Genomic DNA, 17,670 nt, shown 5'->3' with positions numbered 1-17,670 from the left:
GATTCCCATGGTTTTACATGTTTTACTTGTTCTATTTTTTCTAGTGCTGATAGTATCAGCGATTGTAATTAGTTCTGTATATGTAGTACGGCAACAATCTGTCGCTATTATTGAACGCTTTGGTAAATACCAAAAGTTGAGTAATAGTGGTATTCATGTACGAGCTCCTTTTGGAATTGATAGGATTGCGGCTAGAGTCCAACTACGATTGTTGCAAAGTGAAATCGTTGTAGAAACTAAGACGCAGGATAATGTATTTGTGACGATGAATGTTGCTACTCAATATCGAGTTAATGAAAACAACGTTACGGATGCTTATTATAAATTGATGCGTCCAGAAGCTCAGATTAAATCCTATATCGAAGATGCTTTACGTTCATCTGTACCTAAGTTAACTTTAGATGAGTTATTTGAGAAGAAAGATGAAATTGCATTAGAAGTTCAAAAACAAGTAGCAGAAGAAATGTCTACATATGGGTATATCATTGTCAAAACGCTGATTACTAAGGTTGAACCTGATGCTGAAGTAAAACAATCAATGAATGAAATCAATGCTGCACAACGTAAAAGAGTTGCAGCGCAAGAACTTGCTGAAGCAGATAAGATTAAGATCGTGACCGCAGCAGAAGCAGAAGCAGAAAAAGATCGCCTACATGGGGTAGGGATTGCAGAGCAGCGTAAAGCGATTGTTGACGGACTTGCTGATTCTATCCAAGAGTTAAAAGGAGCCAATGTCGAACTAACTGAAGAACAAATCATGTCGATCCTATTAACGAACCAGTACTTAGATACGTTGAATAATTTTGCAGATAAAGAGGGTAATAATACAATCTTCCTACCAGCGAATCCTAATGGAGTTGAGGACATAAGAACTCATATATTATCGGCTTTAAAAGCCAAATAAAAATATGCAGAATATTATAGTTTGGACGAATATATGTTTTTTTATTGACAAACAAAATAAAAACGTATACAATTAAGTATTGTAAAGAATAATTTAGGAGAAGAACATGGCTAAGTCAAACTTTGAAAAAGTAGAAGCAGTTGTTGGCTGGGTTCGTGATAAGAAAATCACAGGCTACCGTATCTCTAAGGAAACTAACGCTCGTGAAATGTCTATCATTGCTCTAGCACAAGGTCGCGCAAAAGTTAAAAATATTTCATTTGAAACAGCCCTAGGTTTAATTGATTTCTATGAAAAAAATCATGAAAAATTTGAAGATTAAACCACGCTTACAGGCAGATTCTTAAAGCGGATCTGTCTTTCTTTTTCCTAATTACTAAAAAAGACTGCATTCTTTATGCAGTCTTTTATCTTATTTGAGATAGCGCTGAAGAAACTCGCGCGTCCGTTCTTCTTTAGGGTTCGTGAAGAGGTCTTCTGGTTTGCCTTCTTCAGCAATGACGCCCTTATCCATAAAGATGACACGGTGAGAAACATCGCGGGCGAATTCCATTTCGTGGGTTACGACAATCATGGTCAATCCTTCCTGAGCCAGGTCTTGCATGATTTTAAGGACTTCACCGACCATTTCTGGATCCAGAGCAGATGTTGGCTCATCAAAGAGGATGGCATCAGGATTCATGGAGAGGGCGCGAGCGATGGCTACACGTTGCTTCTGGCCCCCAGAGAGTTGTTTTGGTTTGGCTTGCCAATAGCGTTCACCCATGCCAACTTTTTCAAGATTTTCTTTGGCAATTTTTTCAGCTTCAGAGCGTTCTCGTTTGAGGACAGTCGTTTGGGCGACAATAGTGTTTTCGAGGACATCGAGGTTTTCAAAGAGGTTAAAGGACTGGAAAACCATACCGAGTTTTTCACGATAGTGAGTAAGGTCATAGCCTTTTGCAAGGACGTTTTCTCCTCGGTAGAGAATTTCCCCCTCAGTAGGTGTTTCAAGTAGATTGATCGAACGTAGGAAGGTTGATTTTCCGCTTCCTGAGCTCCCGATGATGGAGATAACCTCTCCTTTGTGGACTGACAGAGAGATGTCTTTTAAGACTTCGTTTTGTCCATAGGATTTTTTGAGGTGTTTAATTTCAAGAATGGGTTGAGTCATTATTTCAAGTCCTCCGTTTGCATTTGATTAGCACCTGTAGTGTAGGTATCCATGTCCATACGTCTTTCGATGAAGCGTAGAATACGGGTCACTGTGAAGGTGAGGACAAAGTAAATCACGGCAATGATTGTAAATGTCTGGAAGTATTGATAAGTTTGGGTGGCCACAGTATTACCAGAGAAGTAGAGTTCTACCACAGAGATAACATTCAGTACAGAGGTATCTTTGATATTGATGACAAACTCATTACCCGTAGCAGGTAAGATATTGCGAACGACCTGAGGTAGGACAACCTTGCGCATGGTCTGATTATGGGTCATACCAAGAGCGGTTGCGGCTTCAAGTTGTCCCTTGTCAACTGCTAGGATACCTCCACGGACGATTTCTGTCATGTAGGCACCCGTATTGATTGAAACGATAAAGATAGCAGCTAGTGTGCGGTCAAGGTTGATACCGAAAGCTTGCGCTGTACCGTAGTAGATAACCATAGATTGAACAATCATTGGTGTACCACGGAAAATTTCAATATAGACATTGAGGATCCAGCCAAGTAGCTTTTGCAAGCCATAGATGGCTTTGTTTTCAGATAGAGGTGCTGTACGGAAGACTCCGATTGCAAGCCCGATAATGAGCCCTGTGATGGTTCCGATAATGGAGATTAAGAGTGTGATACCAGCACCACGCAAGAGTTGTTGCCAGTTTTCAGAAAGGATCTTAGCGACTTGGCTAAAGAAACTACTTTCTTCCTCTGTTGTTGTCGCCTCTACTGGCTGCTCTTTGATCATCCGATCCATGAGAGCTACTTGTTCGTCCTTAGAAATGGTTTCGATGCTGGCATTGATTTGGCTGATGCGACTATCGTCTTTGCGAAGACCAATGGCAATAGCTGTATCTTCTTCGCCAGTTTTGAAACCTGGTTGGGGTTGGATCATTTTGAACTTAGCGTTGGCAGACTCAGCGGTCAGTGCTTCAGGTCGTTCAGAAACATAGGAATCAATGACACCGGCTTCCAGAGCTTGGCGCATCTGAGCGAAGTCGCCCATAGCAGTTTCTTTTTTAGCGCCTGGGATTTGTGAAATGAGATCATAAAGGTAAACACCTTGTTGAGAAGTGATTTTTGCTCCGTTAAAGTCTTCCAAAGATTTGGCATTGGCATAGGCAGAGTCTTTTTTGACCAATAGAACAGGTTCACTGGTATAGTAACTGCTTGAAAAGGCAATTTCTTGTTTGCGTTCAGCCGTTGGGCTCATACCTGCAATAATCATATCGATCTTGCCAGAAGTAAGGGCTGGGACAAGTCCTTCCCACTTGGTTTTAACGACCAAAGGCTCCTTACCTAAGTCTTTGGCAATCTTTTTAGCGATTTGGACATCGTAGCCATTGGCATATTGGTTGGTACCATCAATTTTGACAGCGCCATTACTATCATCGTCTTGGGTCCAGTTAAAAGGGGCGTAAGCTGCCTCCATCCCGATGCGTAGATATTCATCGGCTTGGACCTGGCTAACTAGTCCCAGTGTGAGGGCTAGGCTAGCAAGCACAGATAAGCATAATTTTTTCATGTTTTCTCCTATTTCTAGTCTAAAAATGACTTCTCTCTATTGTATCTAAAAATAGTGAGATTTTCAATACAAGTAAGCCTTTACTTATAAAAAATGATATAATAGGGAAAAGATTGAAAGGGAAATTGTTATGAAGAAAAGATGGCTACTGACTCTGCTACTTACTTGTTTATTATTTATTCCAAGTTTGGTTTTTGCGGTAGACTTTGATGTCTTATCCTACCAGGGTGATTTGAATATTCATGCAGATAATACTGCAATTTTTAAGGAAACAATCACCTACCGCTTTGGAGACGATTATAATGGTCAGTTAGTTGGACTCGGCAAAGCTGGGAAAATGCCAAAAGGATTTGCTATTGATCCTGACCCGACCGTTCAGGTCTCTAAAAATGGAAAAATTGTGCAAAATATTTCCTACTATACTATGGAGGAAGAGGATGGCTACAAGGTAAAAATTTACAATGCTGGCTATGCTGGGGATACGGTTCGGGTGACGGTTACCTGGAAACTATCAAACCTTCTCTTCTTATATAAGGATATCGCAGAGCTAAATTGGCAACCCTTGACAGATAGTACTGGAGACATCAAAGAGATTGAGTTCAAGGTCAGCTCGGACCATCCAGCGGAGAAACTCTATTTTCATGCAGGCCAACTCCTAAGGGACTCTAGTGTTGAAAAAGTTAATAATCTCTATCATATCAAAATGAAAGACCTTCCTAGAAAGCGACAGATCGAATTACATGCTTACTGGCCGAGAAGTGCTTTTGCAGGAGCTCCAGATCAAGGATTAGAGGAAGAACGTTTAACGGATTTTAATCGAATTGAAAGCAATATAGCGACAGAAAAAGCGCAAAGTGAGATTATGATGAAATGGGTCTTCCCAGTCATTTTTATGAGTCTCTTACTTCCAATTCCGATCTTTTATAGAATGTTTCGTCAAAGTACGACCATTAAAAAGGTCTTTCCAAAAGACCACAGGCTTTATGAGCCGCCGATGGATTTGCCTCCAATGGTTCTAGCAGAAGTAGTGTATTCAACTTCCTTAGAGGAAGTCAATCCCCTAAACAAATCAGGTTTTGGCAAATTTACTTTTGAACGTCTGATTCAGGCAACCTTGTTGGATTTAGTAGATCGAGGTCATTTATCTATTTTCCAAGGTGACGAGGAACCTTATCTACGAATTATCAGTGAAAAAGGCTTATCCAATTTTGAGAAGGAATGCCTGCGCATGACCCTATCGAATAAGAAGGAATTAGCTATTTCGGATTTGTTCCCTGATTACCAAGTCTCATCTGGCTTGTACCATGGAGCTAAAAAGTCAGATGAAAAACATATCCGAGAAACAGGATTGCGCCTCAAACGTTCCTTTGAAAGAAGACTTCAACGCATTCAGTCTTGTGTCAAGGATAAGGTTCATGTACTTCGTATCCCAAGCTACTATCGTCCCTTGACAAGTGAGGAACGCCGTCTTGCTCTCGGGATGCGAGTTTGTTCAGCCATAACGGCTCTAGGTGGATTGCTTTTCTTTTACTATAGCTGGCAAACACATGGCTTCTTTTCAGTTCCGTTTCTAATCTTAGGTTTGACAGGATTAGGGACCAGTTTCTGGGTTCATTTTGCGATGCGAGGAACTTATCGTGATGGAGTTCTAACAGAAGAAGGGGCGGAGATTTTCTATCTTTGGACGAGTTTTGAAAATATGCTTCGTGATATTGCCCATCTGGATCAGGCAGAGCTGGAGAGTATCGTTGTTTGGAATCGTCTACTGGTCTATGCGACTCTCTTTGGTTATGCCAAGAAGGTGAGCAAGTTAATGAAAGTACGTCATATTCAACTAGAAAATCAAGATTTGAATCTATATATAGCCTATGGTTGGCACGCACAGTTCCATGCCTCAACTGCACAAATCAAGCAATACACAACTGTCGCAAATACAGCGAGCAATTATTCTGTATCTTCTGGAAGTGGTTCTTCAGGCGGAGGATTCTCAGGAGGCGGAGGCGGTGGTAGTATTGGCGCCTTCTAAAAAATGTATCGCAAGATCCGAAATTATGTTATAATAGAGGACAGAAAAAGGAGTAATGCATGTATTTTATTGAAATTTTGAAGTCCATCTTTTTTGGGATTGTTGAAGGGATTACAGAATGGTTGCCAATTTCAAGTACTGGTCACTTAATCCTAGCGCAAGAGTTTATCCAGTTTAAAGACCAAAATGAAGCCTTCATGTCCATGTTTAATGTTGTCATTCAGCTCGGTGCTATTTTAGCAGTTGTGGTAATCTACTTTAACAAGCTCAATCCTTTCAAACCTGGTAAAACCAAGGTCGAAGTTCGTCGAACTTGGCAATTATGGTCAAAAGTTTTCGTTGCGACCTTGCCTTTGCTATTGGTCTTTAAACTAGATGATTGGTTTGATGCCAACTTCCATAACATGGTTTCAGTTGCAATCATGTTGATTATCTTTGGGGTTGCCTTTATCTATCTTGAAAAACGAAATAAGGCGCAAGCTATTGAACCAACAGTAACAGAGTTAGACAAGTTGCCTTATAAAACAGCTCTTTACATTGGACTCTTCCAAGTCCTTGCCCTTTTCCCAGGGACAAGCCGTTCTGGAGCCACTATCGTCGGTGGTTTGTTGAATGGAACAAGTCGCTCTGTCGTAACAGAGTTTACCTTCTATCTCGGAATTCCTGTTATGTTCGGAGCCAGTGCTTTAAAGATTTTCAAATTTATTAAAGCAGGTCAACTTTTGAGTTTTGGTCAACTATTCTTGCTCTTGGTTGCTATGGGAGTAGCCTTTGCGGTCAGCATGGTTGCTATTCGTTTCTTGACCAGCTATGTGAAGAAGCACGACTTTACACTCTTTGGGAAATACCGTATTGTACTCGGTAGTGTCTTGTTGCTCTATAGTTTTGTGCGTTTGTTTGTATAAGTTGAAAATAGAATAAAATAGGATAGTTCGCCAAAAAAAAACATTTGGGGAACTATCCTATTTTTTATAATCGTTTAGTTTATTTTATATTACCTTATTATGTCGCCTTGCCCGACGTTTGTCTACGGTTTTAAAAGTAAACGAAAAGATTGTATTTAATTTGATTGACTTAAAATTTCTTGGATCAAAGATTCATCAAAAATATCCAGTCCGATGGATTGAAGCATAAATTGTAAAAAATAGATCCGATCGACAATTTTTTCGGAAGAATTTTCAAAAATACTTCCTTCTACCCAAAAGTTAGTCAAAAGCAAGATTGTCTCGGCCGCTTCATTAGGGAAGGGGATGGGTTGAATGGACTGATCTTCTATTCCTTTTTTTATAATATCTGCAATAAGGGGAGTTCCTATACGCAGATTGTAACGGATAATAGTCAGCATGAACTCTGCATCAAGAGGCGCGTGATTCAACATTTCGTAGTTAGTTTTCTGACTTTTTAAACAAAACTGAAAGATTTCTTTGAGCTGTTCTCTTCCAGTTAAATGACTGGTGGATTCAAGCCAGTCTAGCAATTCCTTTTCCATCAATTGATAACGCTGTTTTAAAACTGCAAAAAAAATTTCATCTTTTGATTGAAAATGGTGATAAATAGCTCCTTTTGAAATACTAGCTGTTTGCGCTATATTTTGTACACTTGTTTTTTCATAGCCGTTGTGAATAAAAAGCTGTGTAGCCGTTGATAAAATTTTTTCAATCATTGCTTGAGATTTTTCTGTTTTTGCGACCATTGGGTTCCTTCTCTCTGTTATATTAGATTTATTTTATCAAAAAAAGAAGAAAAGGTAATATTTGAGCAGTCTAACAAGTCTCATTCTTAAGAAAACCACTCTACTTTTTTAATTTTGCTTCTATGCGTTTGATGTGATACAAGTTTGAGAGGACTGTAATCCCACCGATGGTCATTATTCCTAAACCATTCCAAGGACTAAACAAAGTAGTGATGAGCCCACCAGTGATTGTAGCATACCCACATTTCACTCCCAAACGAGAATGTCGGATACCACTCTCTCCTTGTGATAATCGATCAAACCGTTTTTTTTTGCAGTTTTATTTGCTTTTGAATGGTTTCGTGATGACGTATTTGTTGTTGACGTACTCGTTGATTTTGTTTTTCAATAGAATCGATTGTTTTTTCTAGCATAGTTTTTTTCATGTTAAGTCCTTTCTTTTAAAAAAACCGACCAGACGGTATTTTTTATATTTTCTAGTTTAACAAATAAAAATGAAGGTGTCAATAGCTAACACTTATGAGAAAAAGTTTTTTTACTAGGAACTATTTGAAATCTATCTCACATTTTTAGTTTTAAGTGTTTGAGTTAATACTTAATTAAAACCAACTGCCCCTTTTCATTAATAAAGTCAAAAAATATTGTAGTCCAAGTATATATCCTTGGACAAATGCGGTAGGACATCAAACTAAACTATAACTCCTAAAAGCATTCAGTTTTCTAATAAAAGAGAGAGGGAATAAGAGGAAGAGACTTTCTTGAATTAGGAATTATTTTTAAAACAGAATGAGGCTGAAACACTTTTGTTCCAACCTCATTTGATTTAAACCAATGAATCCCCTCAAGGATTTAAAATCCTGTCACTGTAATTCCTAGTAAACGGATACCTTTTTCTTTTTCAGCTAGCTCTTCGTAGAGTTGAAGGGCAGTTTGAGAAATCTGACTAGCGTCCTGTGTTGCTTGTGGAAGGCTTTTTCGTCTAGTCAGGGTGGAGAAGTCGGTGTAACGAATCTTTAGGATAATGATTTTTCCAGCTTTGTCCTGCTTGCTGAGATTGTGAGCTACTTTTTCAGAGAGAAGAGTCAGCTCTTTTTTGATATCTTCTTCATCCTGGAGAATCTTACTATAGGTTTTCTCCTTCCCGATTGATTTGCGGATGCGATTGGACTTGACTGGAGAATTGTGAATACCACGAGCTTTTCTATAAAGATCATAACCAAGTCTGCCAAAGCGATCAATTAAAGTAACTTCTGAGACATCCAATAAGTCTGCACCAGTATAAATGCCCATTTCATGAAGGCGTTCAACTGTTTTTTTGCCCACACCGTGAAATTTAGCAATGTCCATTTGTTTGAGAAAATCCTCAGCCTGATCTGGGAGGATCACTGTCAAACCATGTGGCTTTTGATAATCACTAGCCATTTTAGCTAGAAATTTATTGTAGGAAACGCCAGCAGAAGCAGTCAAGTGCAGTTCCTGCCAGATATCTTGTTGGATGAGGCGAGCTATTTTAACAGCTGACTTGATACCGAGTTTATTTTCTGTCACATCCAAGTAGGCTTCGTCGATACTCATGGGTTCAATCAAATCAGTGTAGCGTTTAAAAATAGCTCGAATCTCAAGTCCAACTGCCTTATACTTCTCATAATTCCCGGAGATAAAGACGGCTTGGGGACAACGCTCATAAGCTTCTTTAGAACTCATGGCAGAGTGAATACCAAAGGCTCGTGCCTCATAGCTACAGGTAGAAACGACTCCTCGACCGCCAGTTTGTCTAGGGTCGCTTCCAATGATGACAGGTTTTCCTTTTAATTTAGGATTGTCTCGTATTTCCACCGCAGCAAAAAAGGCATCCATGTCGATGTGGATGATTTTTCTTGACAAATCATTGATCAATGGAAATATGAGCATTATTGCACCTTTCTAGCGTCATTTTCTATTCATTATACCTTTTTTTCTGAAAAAATGGAAAAGAGTAATCCTGTTTTCAAAAATATAATACAGATTGTGTCTAAAAATAGACTGTATTAGAAAAGAAAGTAACATAAAAGCCTGATTTCCCTTGTTGAAATCGGTTACTGTATGGTATACTTGACTCATGAATGTAACAGATGGCTGTTACTAGAAAGATAAATGAGGACATTAACATGGTTGTTAAGACAGTTGTTGAAGCACAAGACATTTTTGATAAAGCTTGGGAAGGCTTCAAAGGCGTAGATTGGAAAGAAAAAGCAAGCGTTTCTCGCTTCGTTCAAGCTAACTACACACCTTATGATGGTGATGAAAGCTTCCTTGCTGGACCAACAGAACGTTCACTTCACATCAAAAAGATTGTAGAAGAAACTAAGGCTCACTACGAAGAAACTCGTTTCCCAATGGACACTCGTCCAACATCTATTGCTGATATTCCTGCTGGATTTATCGACAAAGAAAACGAAGTTATCTTCGGTATCCAAAACGATGAACTCTTCAAATTGAACTTCATGCCAAGAGGTGGTATCCGTATGGCTGAAACTACTTTGAAAGAAAATGGATACGAACCAGATCCAGCTGTTCACGAAATCTTCACTAAATATGTAACAACAGTTAACGACGGTATCTTCCGTGCCTACACTTCAAACATCCGTCGTGCTCGCCACGCTCACACTGTAACGGGACTTCCAGATGCATACTCACGTGGACGTATCATCGGTGTTTACGCACGTCTTGCTCTTTATGGTGCAGACTACTTGATGCAAGAAAAAGTAAACGATTGGAACTCAATCGAAGAAATCGATGAAGAAACAATCCGTCTTCGTGAAGAAATCAACCTTCAATACCAAGCATTGCAACAAGTTGTTCGCTTGGGTGACCTTTACGGGGTTGATGTTCGCAAACCAGCGATGAACGTGAAAGAAGCAATCCAATGGGTTAATATCGCTTTCATGGCTGTCTGCCGTGTGATTAATGGTGCCGCTACATCTCTAGGTCGTGTGCCAATCGTATTGGACATCTTTGCAGAACGTGACCTTGCTCGTGGTACATTTACTGAATCAGAAATCCAAGAGTTCGTTGATGATTTCGTTATGAAACTTCGTACAGTTAAATTTGCTCGTACAAAAGCTTATGACCAATTGTACTCAGGTGACCCAACCTTCATCACAACTTCTATGGCTGGTATGGGTAACGACGGTCGTCACCGTGTTACTAAGATGGACTACCGTTTCTTGAACACTCTTGACAACATCGGTAACTCACCAGAACCAAACTTGACAGTTCTTTGGACTGACAAATTGCCTTACAACTTCCGTCGCTACTGTATGCACATGAGCCACAAACACTCTTCTATCCAATACGAAGGTGTAACAACAATGGCTAAAGACGGATACGGTGAAATGAGCTGTATCTCATGTTGTGTATCTCCACTTGACCCAGAAAATGAAGATCAACGCCATAACATCCAGTACTTCGGTGCTCGTGTAAACGTTCTTAAAGCCCTTCTTACTGGTTTGAACGGTGGTTACGACGATGTTCACAAAGACTACAAAGTATTTGACATCGATCCTATCCGTGACGAAGTTCTTGAATTCGAATCAGTTAAAGCCAACTTCGAAAAATCTCTTGACTGGTTGACTGACACTTACGTAGATGCTTTGAACATCATCCACTACATGACTGACAAGTACAACTATGAAGCTGTTCAAATGGCCTTCTTGCCAACTAAACAACGTGCTAACATGGGATTCGGTATCTGTGGATTTGCTAACACAGTTGATACATTGTCAGCTATTAAGTACGCTACAGTTAAACCAATCCGTGACGAAAATGGCTACATCTACGATTATGAAACAATCGGTGAATACCCACGTTGGGGTGAAGATGACCCACGTTCAAACGAATTGGCAGAATGGTTGATCGAAGCTTACACAACTCGTCTACGTAGCCACAAGCTATACAAAGACGCTGAAGCTACAGTATCACTCTTGACTATCACATCTAACGTTGCTTACTCTAAACAAACTGGTAACTCACCAGTCCACAAAGGTGTATACCTCAACGAAGATGGTTCTGTGAACTTGTCTAAACTTGAATTCTTCTCACCAGGTGCTAACCCATCTAACAAAGCTAAAGGTGGATGGTTGCAAAACTTGAACTCACTTGCTAGCCTTGACTTTGGTTACGCAGCTGACGGTATTTCATTGACAACTCAAGTTTCACCTCGTGCTCTTGGTAAGACTCGTGACGAACAAGTGGATAACTTGGTAACAATCCTTGATGGTTACTTCGAAAACGGTGGACAACACGTTAACTTGAACGTTATGGACTTGAACGATGTTTACGAAAAAATCATGTCAGGTGAAGACGTTATCGTACGTATCTCTGGATACTGTGTAAACACTAAATACCTCACTCCAGAACAAAAAACTGAATTGACACAACGTGTCTTCCACGAAGTTCTTTCAATGGATGATGCATTGCTCTAAGATAGTATAAAAAAAACTAGCCATAGGGCTAGTTTTTTTTGTTACTGAGGTTTTGATAATTTTAAAACAAGGAATATTATAGTTTTTATTCTCAGAGAGAAGAGACAAATTACTTCTATATAAAGTATGGCTTTTTCTGCCTTACTGCTGGTGTCATAGAATTGACTAAAAAGGATTGAATTCTACAAAATATAGACTTCAATCCTTTTTTTAAATATACTATCTAGCTTGAAGAGTAAATGACATATACTTTAGTCGTTATCTTCTTTACGTTTGAATAGTGTAAGACCTAAGGCTGCAAATAGAGCTAACGCACCAGTTACTGCTACAGAGTGATTGTTTTCTGTTCCTGTATTTGGTAATACTTTGGAATTATCAACAGTAGATTGTCCAGTATTTGCATGGTTTTGTTGACTATCTTGACTTAATTTGTCAGTATTATTTGGAGTAGTAGCAGCTGTTCCTACTCTTACAATTTCATCAGTAGGTGTAATTGTAACTGTAGAAGAGAGAATGTTGCTAGAAATAATCTGTCCTTTATCATCAAAAACTTCTTCGATAATGATTGTACGAAGACCAGCTTTTCCTGGGGCTACAATCATTTTTGTTCCATTGGCTAATGTATCATCATAAATAGATTGAATACCATAAGGGATAGAAAGTTCAATAGTTCTCTGAACTGTTCGATTGAGTGGTTTTGTTCCCACAAGTACGATCTGTTTAACAGGTTCGGTTTGTTCATCAGAGATAACACGAGACGAGATCACAGTATTGTTTCGATTGTCAATAGTATCTTCGTGAACAATAGTTCTAGTACCTTTAACACCAGGGGTTTGAATCTCTTCTTCACCAACAAATAGCTTGTCAGAAGGAACTTTAACGATCTCAAAATCAATATCCTGTTTCTCAGTTCTTTGAGTAGTTACAGTAAGTGGTTTTGTTCCCACAAGTACGATCTGTTTAACAGGTTCGGTTTGTTCGTCAGAGATGACGCGAGACGAGATCACAGTATTGTTTCGGTTGTCAATGGTATCTTCATGAACAATAGTTCTAGTACCTTTAACACCAGGGGTTTGAATCTCTTCTTCACCAACAAATAGCTTGTCAGAAGGAACTTTAACGATCTCAAAATCAATATCCTGTTTCTCAGTTCTTTGAGTAGTTACAGTAAGTGGTTTTGTTCCCACAAGTACGATCTGTTTAACAGGTTCGGTTTGTTCGTCAGAGATAACACGAGACGAGATCACAGTATTGTTTCGGTTGTCAATAGTATCTTCATGAACAATAGTTCTAGTACCTTTAACACCAGGGGTTTGAATCTCTTCTTCACCAACAAATAGCTTGTCAGAAGGAACTTTAACGATCTCAAAATCAATATCCTGTTTCTCAGTTCTTTGAGTAGTTACAGTAAGTGGTTTTGTTCCCACAAGTACGATCTGTTTAACAGGTTCGGTTTGTTCGTCAGAGATAACACGAGACGAGATCACAGTATTGTTTCGGTTGTCAATAGTATCTTCATGAACAATAGTTCTAGTACCTTTAACACCAGGGGTTTGAATCTCTTCTTCACCAACAAATAGCTTGTCAGAAGGAACTTTAACGATCTCAAAATCAATATCCTGTTTCTCAGTTCTTTGAGTAGTTACAGTAAGTGGTTTTGTTCCCACAAGTACGATCTGTTTAACAGGTTCGGTTTGTTCGTCAGAGATAACACGAGACGAGATCACAGTATTGTTTCGGTTGTCAATGGTATCTTCATGAACAATAGTTCTAGTACCTTTAACACCAGGGGTTTGAATCTCTTCTTCACCAACAAATAGCTTGTCAGAAGGAACTTTAACGATCTCAAAATCAATATCCTGTTTCTCAGTTCTTTGAGTAGTTACAGTAAGTGGTTTTGTTCCCACAAGTACGATCTGTTTAACAGGTTCGGTTTGTTCGTCAGAGATAACACGAGACGAGATCACAGTATTGTTTCGGTTGTCAATAGTATCTTCATGAACAATAGTTCTAGTACCTTTAACACCAGGGGTTTGAATCTCTTCTTCACCAACAAATAGCTTGTCAGAAGGAACTTTAACGATCTCAAAATCAATATCCTGTTTCTCAGTTCTTTGAGCAGTTCTAGTAAGTGGTTTTGTTCCCACAAGTACGACTTGCTTAATAGGTTTAGTAGTGATACTATCAGAAACTTGTTCTCTTGAAATTAGATCATTTGTATCATTATCACGGGTTTCTCGATAAGAAACAGTACGGATTCCTTTGACACCAGGAGTTTTGATGACAGTATCACCGACTAGAATAGTATCATCGTTTACATATTCTGTTTCGAAATCGACATCAAACTGATCAAATGCTCCAATAGCTTTGGAAGTTCGTGTACCTACATGGACAACACGATTTTGCGGTGCCGTAGTTACATTTTCATCAGTAAATGTATACTGCGTATCGTTCTTCAAACCAATTGGAAGGTTTTCGTAGCGATAAGTCATCTCAGTTGTTTGAGTTTGTTTTTTAGTATCAGTGTAACTATAAGTTTTAGTGGCTGTCATAATTTTGCCATCTGTCGTTGTATAGTCTGCTCGAAGCAATCCCGGAATGCGATCATTATCAGTCGCTTCCCGAATATTTGTTGTCTCGTAGTAATTTCTGAGACCGTAGTTCATGATATTGGTTCCACTTGTTTTCTCATAAGCAGAGTTATCAACGCTAGTTGCATAGGTATTTACAATTTTCTTCCCAGTTACCCCAGGAGTTTTTTCAATACTTGTTCCAGCAGCGATGGTCTTGTCATTAACGTAGATTGTTTCATATGGAACAGTCTCTTCTGAACTATTGACTAAGCTAGGAGAACTTGTTGAAAAACGGCTGACTCCCATATTGAATTGAGCGTTATTCTTTTCCTTGTTTGGAGTGAGGCGTTCGGTTGTAGGCTTATAGATCGCATTGCCAAGTGGATCGGTTTTTGTATCGGTAGTAGAAACTGTAATTTCTGAGTCAGAAGTGAAGGTATTATTTTCAGTATATCGGACGAGATTGTTCGTTTCTAATACACGAATTGGTAAATCGACATTGTTAGCATAACTAATATTAGAAATTTTAATATCATTACCAATAAAAGCTAGAGGTTGAGTTCGACTCAGTGTATTTGGGAGGTTACTTGGAGTACGAGTTGTATTAATACCAAATCCTAATCCTGGTTGCACTAAAGTTCCGTTATTTCCGTTTAAGCTAATTAATGGTGTTTGTGTTGCAGCATTTTTAGCTAAAGATTGTGTGATTTCCCCAAAGTCAAGATTATTGTCTTTAAAAAGAACGCCCTCCGCATTTGTTGTAATAGAAATAATAGGCATTGTCTTTTGTTTTCCGATGATGCCAGGTCTAGTACTCATGAAAGTTTTTTTGACTTTAATGTCATTGTTTTGGAAAACAACAGATCCGCGGAACTTATCTTGGTTAGCTCGAATATTTTTATCTGCGACATTAAAATTACTAGTCGATTCAGCGATTGTAATAGCAGATAAATCTTTATTTGGATCACCGTAAAGTTCTTCAAGCTCGACTTTATTATTACTAATGTTGATGGAACCAGAACCATATCCCAATCCGTTTGCAAATTTACTTGTATCAGATAATGTAGCTGTTCCCTTAATATTGTCATTAGAAGAGTTAATCATCTTAATCAAATCGTTTGCTGAGTGTCCAGTGATTTGGTTGTTTTTAATATTAAGTACATAGTTTAGGTAAGGTTCTTGCATACGAACAAGAATAGCATTTGTATTATAGTCTTGGTTTGTAGCGGTTCTACCTGATGAATCCAAATCTTGAATGCGGTTATTACTAATTTCAAAATAACCTACGGCTCCGTCTGCACTCAAGTCCTGAGATTTTTCATTCGTTTGCAAATGAATTGCTTCATACTGGAGGTAATCATGACCATGTGTGAATTTTCCGTCAACTTTCAAGTCATCTCGTACTAGACGATTTGTTTTATCTTGTGTGACAACGTTGTTTCGAATGACAACATTTTCCATTTTAAAGTTTCGGTTGTATACAGAGATACCTAACAAGCGATCTCCGTATGAAATGTTGTTTTCGATTAAAATTCGGTCACCGTCGTGAATATCTAAACCTTTACGATAGTTATAGGTACTCGTATTGTTTCGGAAAACAATTCCATTATTGTAGGATCCAGCCTCTGAAGCGAAACCATAACCTGTACTTCCGTTTAATTTGTGTCCATTTTCAGAAGTGGTTGTTCCTTCAATAAGGATATTGGTTTGGTAAGAGAATTGAACTCCAGCCACTCGGTTATTGTGAGTATTACTGTTTAATACTTTATTGTTTTCACCTAAGTTTAGACTACTGAAAGTATAACCAGGAGCTTTTCCAGCAATCAAATTACTCACAGAGCGAGGGCGACCCCAACCAGGTAGAGAAATATTTGAAACACTATTATGAGTGGAACCAAAACGAATTCCAGCTTTGTTAGCTCCACTTGCTTCAACACCTTCAACAGTTACATTATCAGAGTCATTGACGAAGACGCCGTCGACTTTTCCATAGTAAGGCATTCCTTTGACGTAGAAGCCATCGTGTTGTTCTCCAAAAGCTTCTTTTAAGTTTTGGATAGAAACAGATAAATCTTTCACAAGGAATCCATTTTGATTTTCAACTAGCAAAACAGCATGGTCGCGATTGTCAGTATCATTCTCGTTGCTATCCCAAGGGTTTCCTAGCTGAACTAAATTTGTTTTTAATACGGTTGTTCCCGGCCCATCCCCAAACAGACCAGTTACATTTGAATGCTCAGAACCGATTTTAATTTGATTAAAGGAGCCACTTTCGCTTTTGCGATAGATAGGCAGTGCTATTCCTGTAAGGTTTTCTCCGTTAGAACTAACATAACGAACAAGTCCATCCGAGTCTACACGGAGATTTTCATATTCTTCTTTCGTAACATGCGAAAGATTCTGAACACCATCAATTCGTCCTTTTTGTATAGGCATAGGGACACCTGATCCGTATGTTAAAATTTTATAGTGATCAATTTCGCCTTTATCACGAGCTACATTGACGATTCCAGAAAGTTTGACGGCAACACCAGTATGTTGTTTACCATCTGGATCAGCCATTACAATTTCATTTGCTGCTTTTAGTGCTTTATTAACAGCGAGAGTATCATCTTGGTTATCAGCTACATTCAAGCCAAAATCAGTAGCATTGACATAGTACCATTTGTTTTTATGATCATAGTGAACATCATACTCAACACCTTCAACAGTTGGTTTTGAAACAACGGTTCTTACATCTTCTGTGATGGCATCTTGAATTTTCTTTGATTGGTTTTCTTTTGGTATTTCAGGAATGGCTTTTGCTTTGATTGCTTCCTCGTCAGCTTTTACTTCTGGTTTTAGAGCAGGTTCGATAGATTCAGCAGGCTCAGTCGGTACAGATTCTTTAGACTGACTTTTATTTGCTTCCGCAGGAGTGGATGCGCTTACACTTCGGAAAACACTTCGTCCTATCTGTTTGCTATCTGCTGACTTCGTAGGAGTTTCAGTTACAGTGCTAGCACTATCGGATACATTGGAAGAAGGAGCAGTAGTTTGAACAGTAGCTGTACTGGCATTATCACCATTCTCAGTAGAGCTTGGAGTATTTTCGATTTCATTGGTTTTTTCAATTGCTGAAGATGTCACCGTAGTCGGTTGTAGTATTTCTGAAGTGCCTCCCCCGACTTCATTAGCGGCTACGTTATTGACTAATAAGGCTGATGTGGCAATTCCAATTGAAACAGCAACCCAGTGCTTCTTTACTTTACGTAACTTTTTCATAAATATAATTCCCTTTTATAATGTATATATTA

Annotated in this window: 11 protein-coding genes; 5 read left to right on the top strand and 6 right to left on the bottom strand. The window is 38.8% G+C overall.

Going from position 1 to position 17,670, the window contains the following annotated elements:
• The first annotated feature begins 7 nt into the window (after positions 1–7).
• Together SNAG_RS08280 and SNAG_RS08275 are read left to right on the top strand one after the other, a co-directional pair.
• The gene (locus SNAG_RS08280) at positions 8–904 is read left to right on the top strand and encodes an SPFH domain-containing protein (protein ID WP_000242872.1); all 897 of its coding nucleotides are present in this window, start codon (positions 8–10) and stop codon (positions 902–904) included.
• 106 nt (positions 905–1,010) lie between these two features.
• A complete protein-coding gene (locus tag SNAG_RS08275) occupies positions 1,011–1,226 on the top strand; it encodes a capsule biosynthesis transcriptional regulator (RefSeq protein WP_001130031.1) in 216 nt (71 codons plus the stop codon).
• A 90-nt stretch (positions 1,227–1,316) separates the two neighbouring features.
• Here the strand turns inward: SNAG_RS08275 and SNAG_RS08270 are convergent, their stop codons facing one another.
• Together SNAG_RS08270 and SNAG_RS08265 are read right to left on the bottom strand one after the other, a co-directional pair.
• Positions 1,317–2,057 carry an amino acid ABC transporter ATP-binding protein gene (locus SNAG_RS08270; protein ID WP_096408354.1) on the bottom strand — a complete coding sequence of 247 codons (741 nt, stop codon included), beginning with the start codon at positions 2,055–2,057 and terminating at the stop codon, positions 1,317–1,319.
• Positions 2,057–3,619, bottom strand: coding sequence for an ABC transporter substrate-binding protein/permease (locus SNAG_RS08265; RefSeq protein WP_096408351.1), 1,563 nt, complete (start codon positions 3,617–3,619; stop codon positions 2,057–2,059). Before SNAG_RS08265 ends, SNAG_RS08270 begins: the two co-directional genes overlap by 1 nt.
• Positions 3,620–3,749: 130 nt before the next feature.
• Between SNAG_RS08265 and SNAG_RS08260 the strand changes: the two genes are divergently transcribed.
• Positions 3,750–5,645, top strand: a complete 1,896-nt coding sequence (locus SNAG_RS08260; protein WP_096408349.1) for a DUF2207 domain-containing protein — start codon at positions 3,750–3,752, stop codon at positions 5,643–5,645.
• Between the two features lie 59 nt (positions 5,646–5,704).
• On the top strand, positions 5,705–6,550 hold the full coding sequence (locus tag SNAG_RS08255) for an undecaprenyl-diphosphate phosphatase (RefSeq protein ID WP_096408346.1): 846 nt from the start codon (positions 5,705–5,707) through the stop codon (positions 6,548–6,550).
• A gap of 155 nt (positions 6,551–6,705) precedes the next feature.
• Here SNAG_RS08255 and SNAG_RS08250 read toward each other — a convergent pair whose 3' ends face one another.
• The 3 genes from SNAG_RS08250 to dinB form a co-directional block, all read right to left on the bottom strand.
• Complete coding sequence (locus SNAG_RS08250; protein ID WP_096408344.1) at positions 6,706–7,338, bottom strand: TetR/AcrR family transcriptional regulator; 633 nt, start codon at positions 7,336–7,338, stop codon at positions 6,706–6,708.
• 296 nt (positions 7,339–7,634) lie between these two features.
• Positions 7,635–7,763: a hypothetical protein gene (locus SNAG_RS09975; protein ID WP_269456854.1), complete on the bottom strand. Its 129-nt coding sequence runs from the start codon at positions 7,761–7,763 to the stop codon at positions 7,635–7,637.
• A gap of 424 nt (positions 7,764–8,187) precedes the next feature.
• On the bottom strand, positions 8,188–9,249 hold the full coding sequence (dinB, locus tag SNAG_RS08240; RefSeq protein ID WP_096408342.1) for a DNA polymerase IV: 1,062 nt from the start codon (positions 9,247–9,249) through the stop codon (positions 8,188–8,190).
• Between the two features lie 236 nt (positions 9,250–9,485).
• Here dinB and pflB point away from each other — a divergent pair, with 236 nt between their 5' ends.
• Entirely contained in the window at positions 9,486–11,801 is a 2,316-nt protein-coding gene (gene pflB, locus SNAG_RS08235) for a formate C-acetyltransferase (protein ID WP_096408339.1), read from the top strand.
• A 251-nt stretch (positions 11,802–12,052) separates the two neighbouring features.
• Here the strand turns inward: pflB and SNAG_RS08230 are convergent, their stop codons facing one another.
• The gene (locus SNAG_RS08230; protein ID WP_096408336.1) at positions 12,053–17,638 is read right to left on the bottom strand and encodes a G5 domain-containing protein; all 5,586 of its coding nucleotides are present in this window, start codon (positions 17,636–17,638) and stop codon (positions 12,053–12,055) included.
• Positions 17,639–17,670 lie beyond the last annotated feature (32 nt).

The organism is Streptococcus sp. NPS 308 (assembly GCF_002355895.1).
In the GTDB taxonomy this organism is placed as follows: domain Bacteria; phylum Bacillota; class Bacilli; order Lactobacillales; family Streptococcaceae; genus Streptococcus.
Note: the sequence above shows the minus strand (reverse complement) of the source record. Positions and strands in the feature narration are given on the sequence as shown.

What these genes read in the sequence shown, in the direction of transcription:
- dinB (WP_096408342.1), bottom strand. Translation starts at nt 9,249, where the DNA reads ATGCTCATATTTCCATTGATCAATGATTTGTCAAGAAAAATCATCCAC.
- SNAG_RS08255 (WP_096408346.1), top strand. Translation starts at nt 5,705, where the DNA reads ATGTATTTTATTGAAATTTTGAAGTCCATCTTTTTTGGGATTGTTGAA.
- SNAG_RS08230 (WP_096408336.1), bottom strand. Translation starts at nt 17,638, where the DNA reads ATGAAAAAGTTACGTAAAGTAAAGAAGCACTGGGTTGCTGTTTCAATT.
- SNAG_RS08260 (WP_096408349.1), top strand. Translation starts at nt 3,750, where the DNA reads ATGAAGAAAAGATGGCTACTGACTCTGCTACTTACTTGTTTATTATTT.
- SNAG_RS08275 (WP_001130031.1), top strand. Translation starts at nt 1,011, where the DNA reads ATGGCTAAGTCAAACTTTGAAAAAGTAGAAGCAGTTGTTGGCTGGGTT.
- pflB (WP_096408339.1), top strand. Translation starts at nt 9,486, where the DNA reads ATGGTTGTTAAGACAGTTGTTGAAGCACAAGACATTTTTGATAAAGCT.
- SNAG_RS08280 (WP_000242872.1), top strand. Translation starts at nt 8, where the DNA reads ATGGTTTTACATGTTTTACTTGTTCTATTTTTTCTAGTGCTGATAGTA.
- SNAG_RS08270 (WP_096408354.1), bottom strand. Translation starts at nt 2,057, where the DNA reads ATGACTCAACCCATTCTTGAAATTAAACACCTCAAAAAATCCTATGGA.
- SNAG_RS08250 (WP_096408344.1), bottom strand. Translation starts at nt 7,338, where the DNA reads ATGGTCGCAAAAACAGAAAAATCTCAAGCAATGATTGAAAAAATTTTA.
- SNAG_RS08265 (WP_096408351.1), bottom strand. Translation starts at nt 3,619, where the DNA reads ATGAAAAAATTATGCTTATCTGTGCTTGCTAGCCTAGCCCTCACACTG.
- SNAG_RS09975 (WP_269456854.1), bottom strand. Translation starts at nt 7,763, where the DNA reads ATGAAAAAAACTATGCTAGAAAAAACAATCGATTCTATTGAAAAACAA.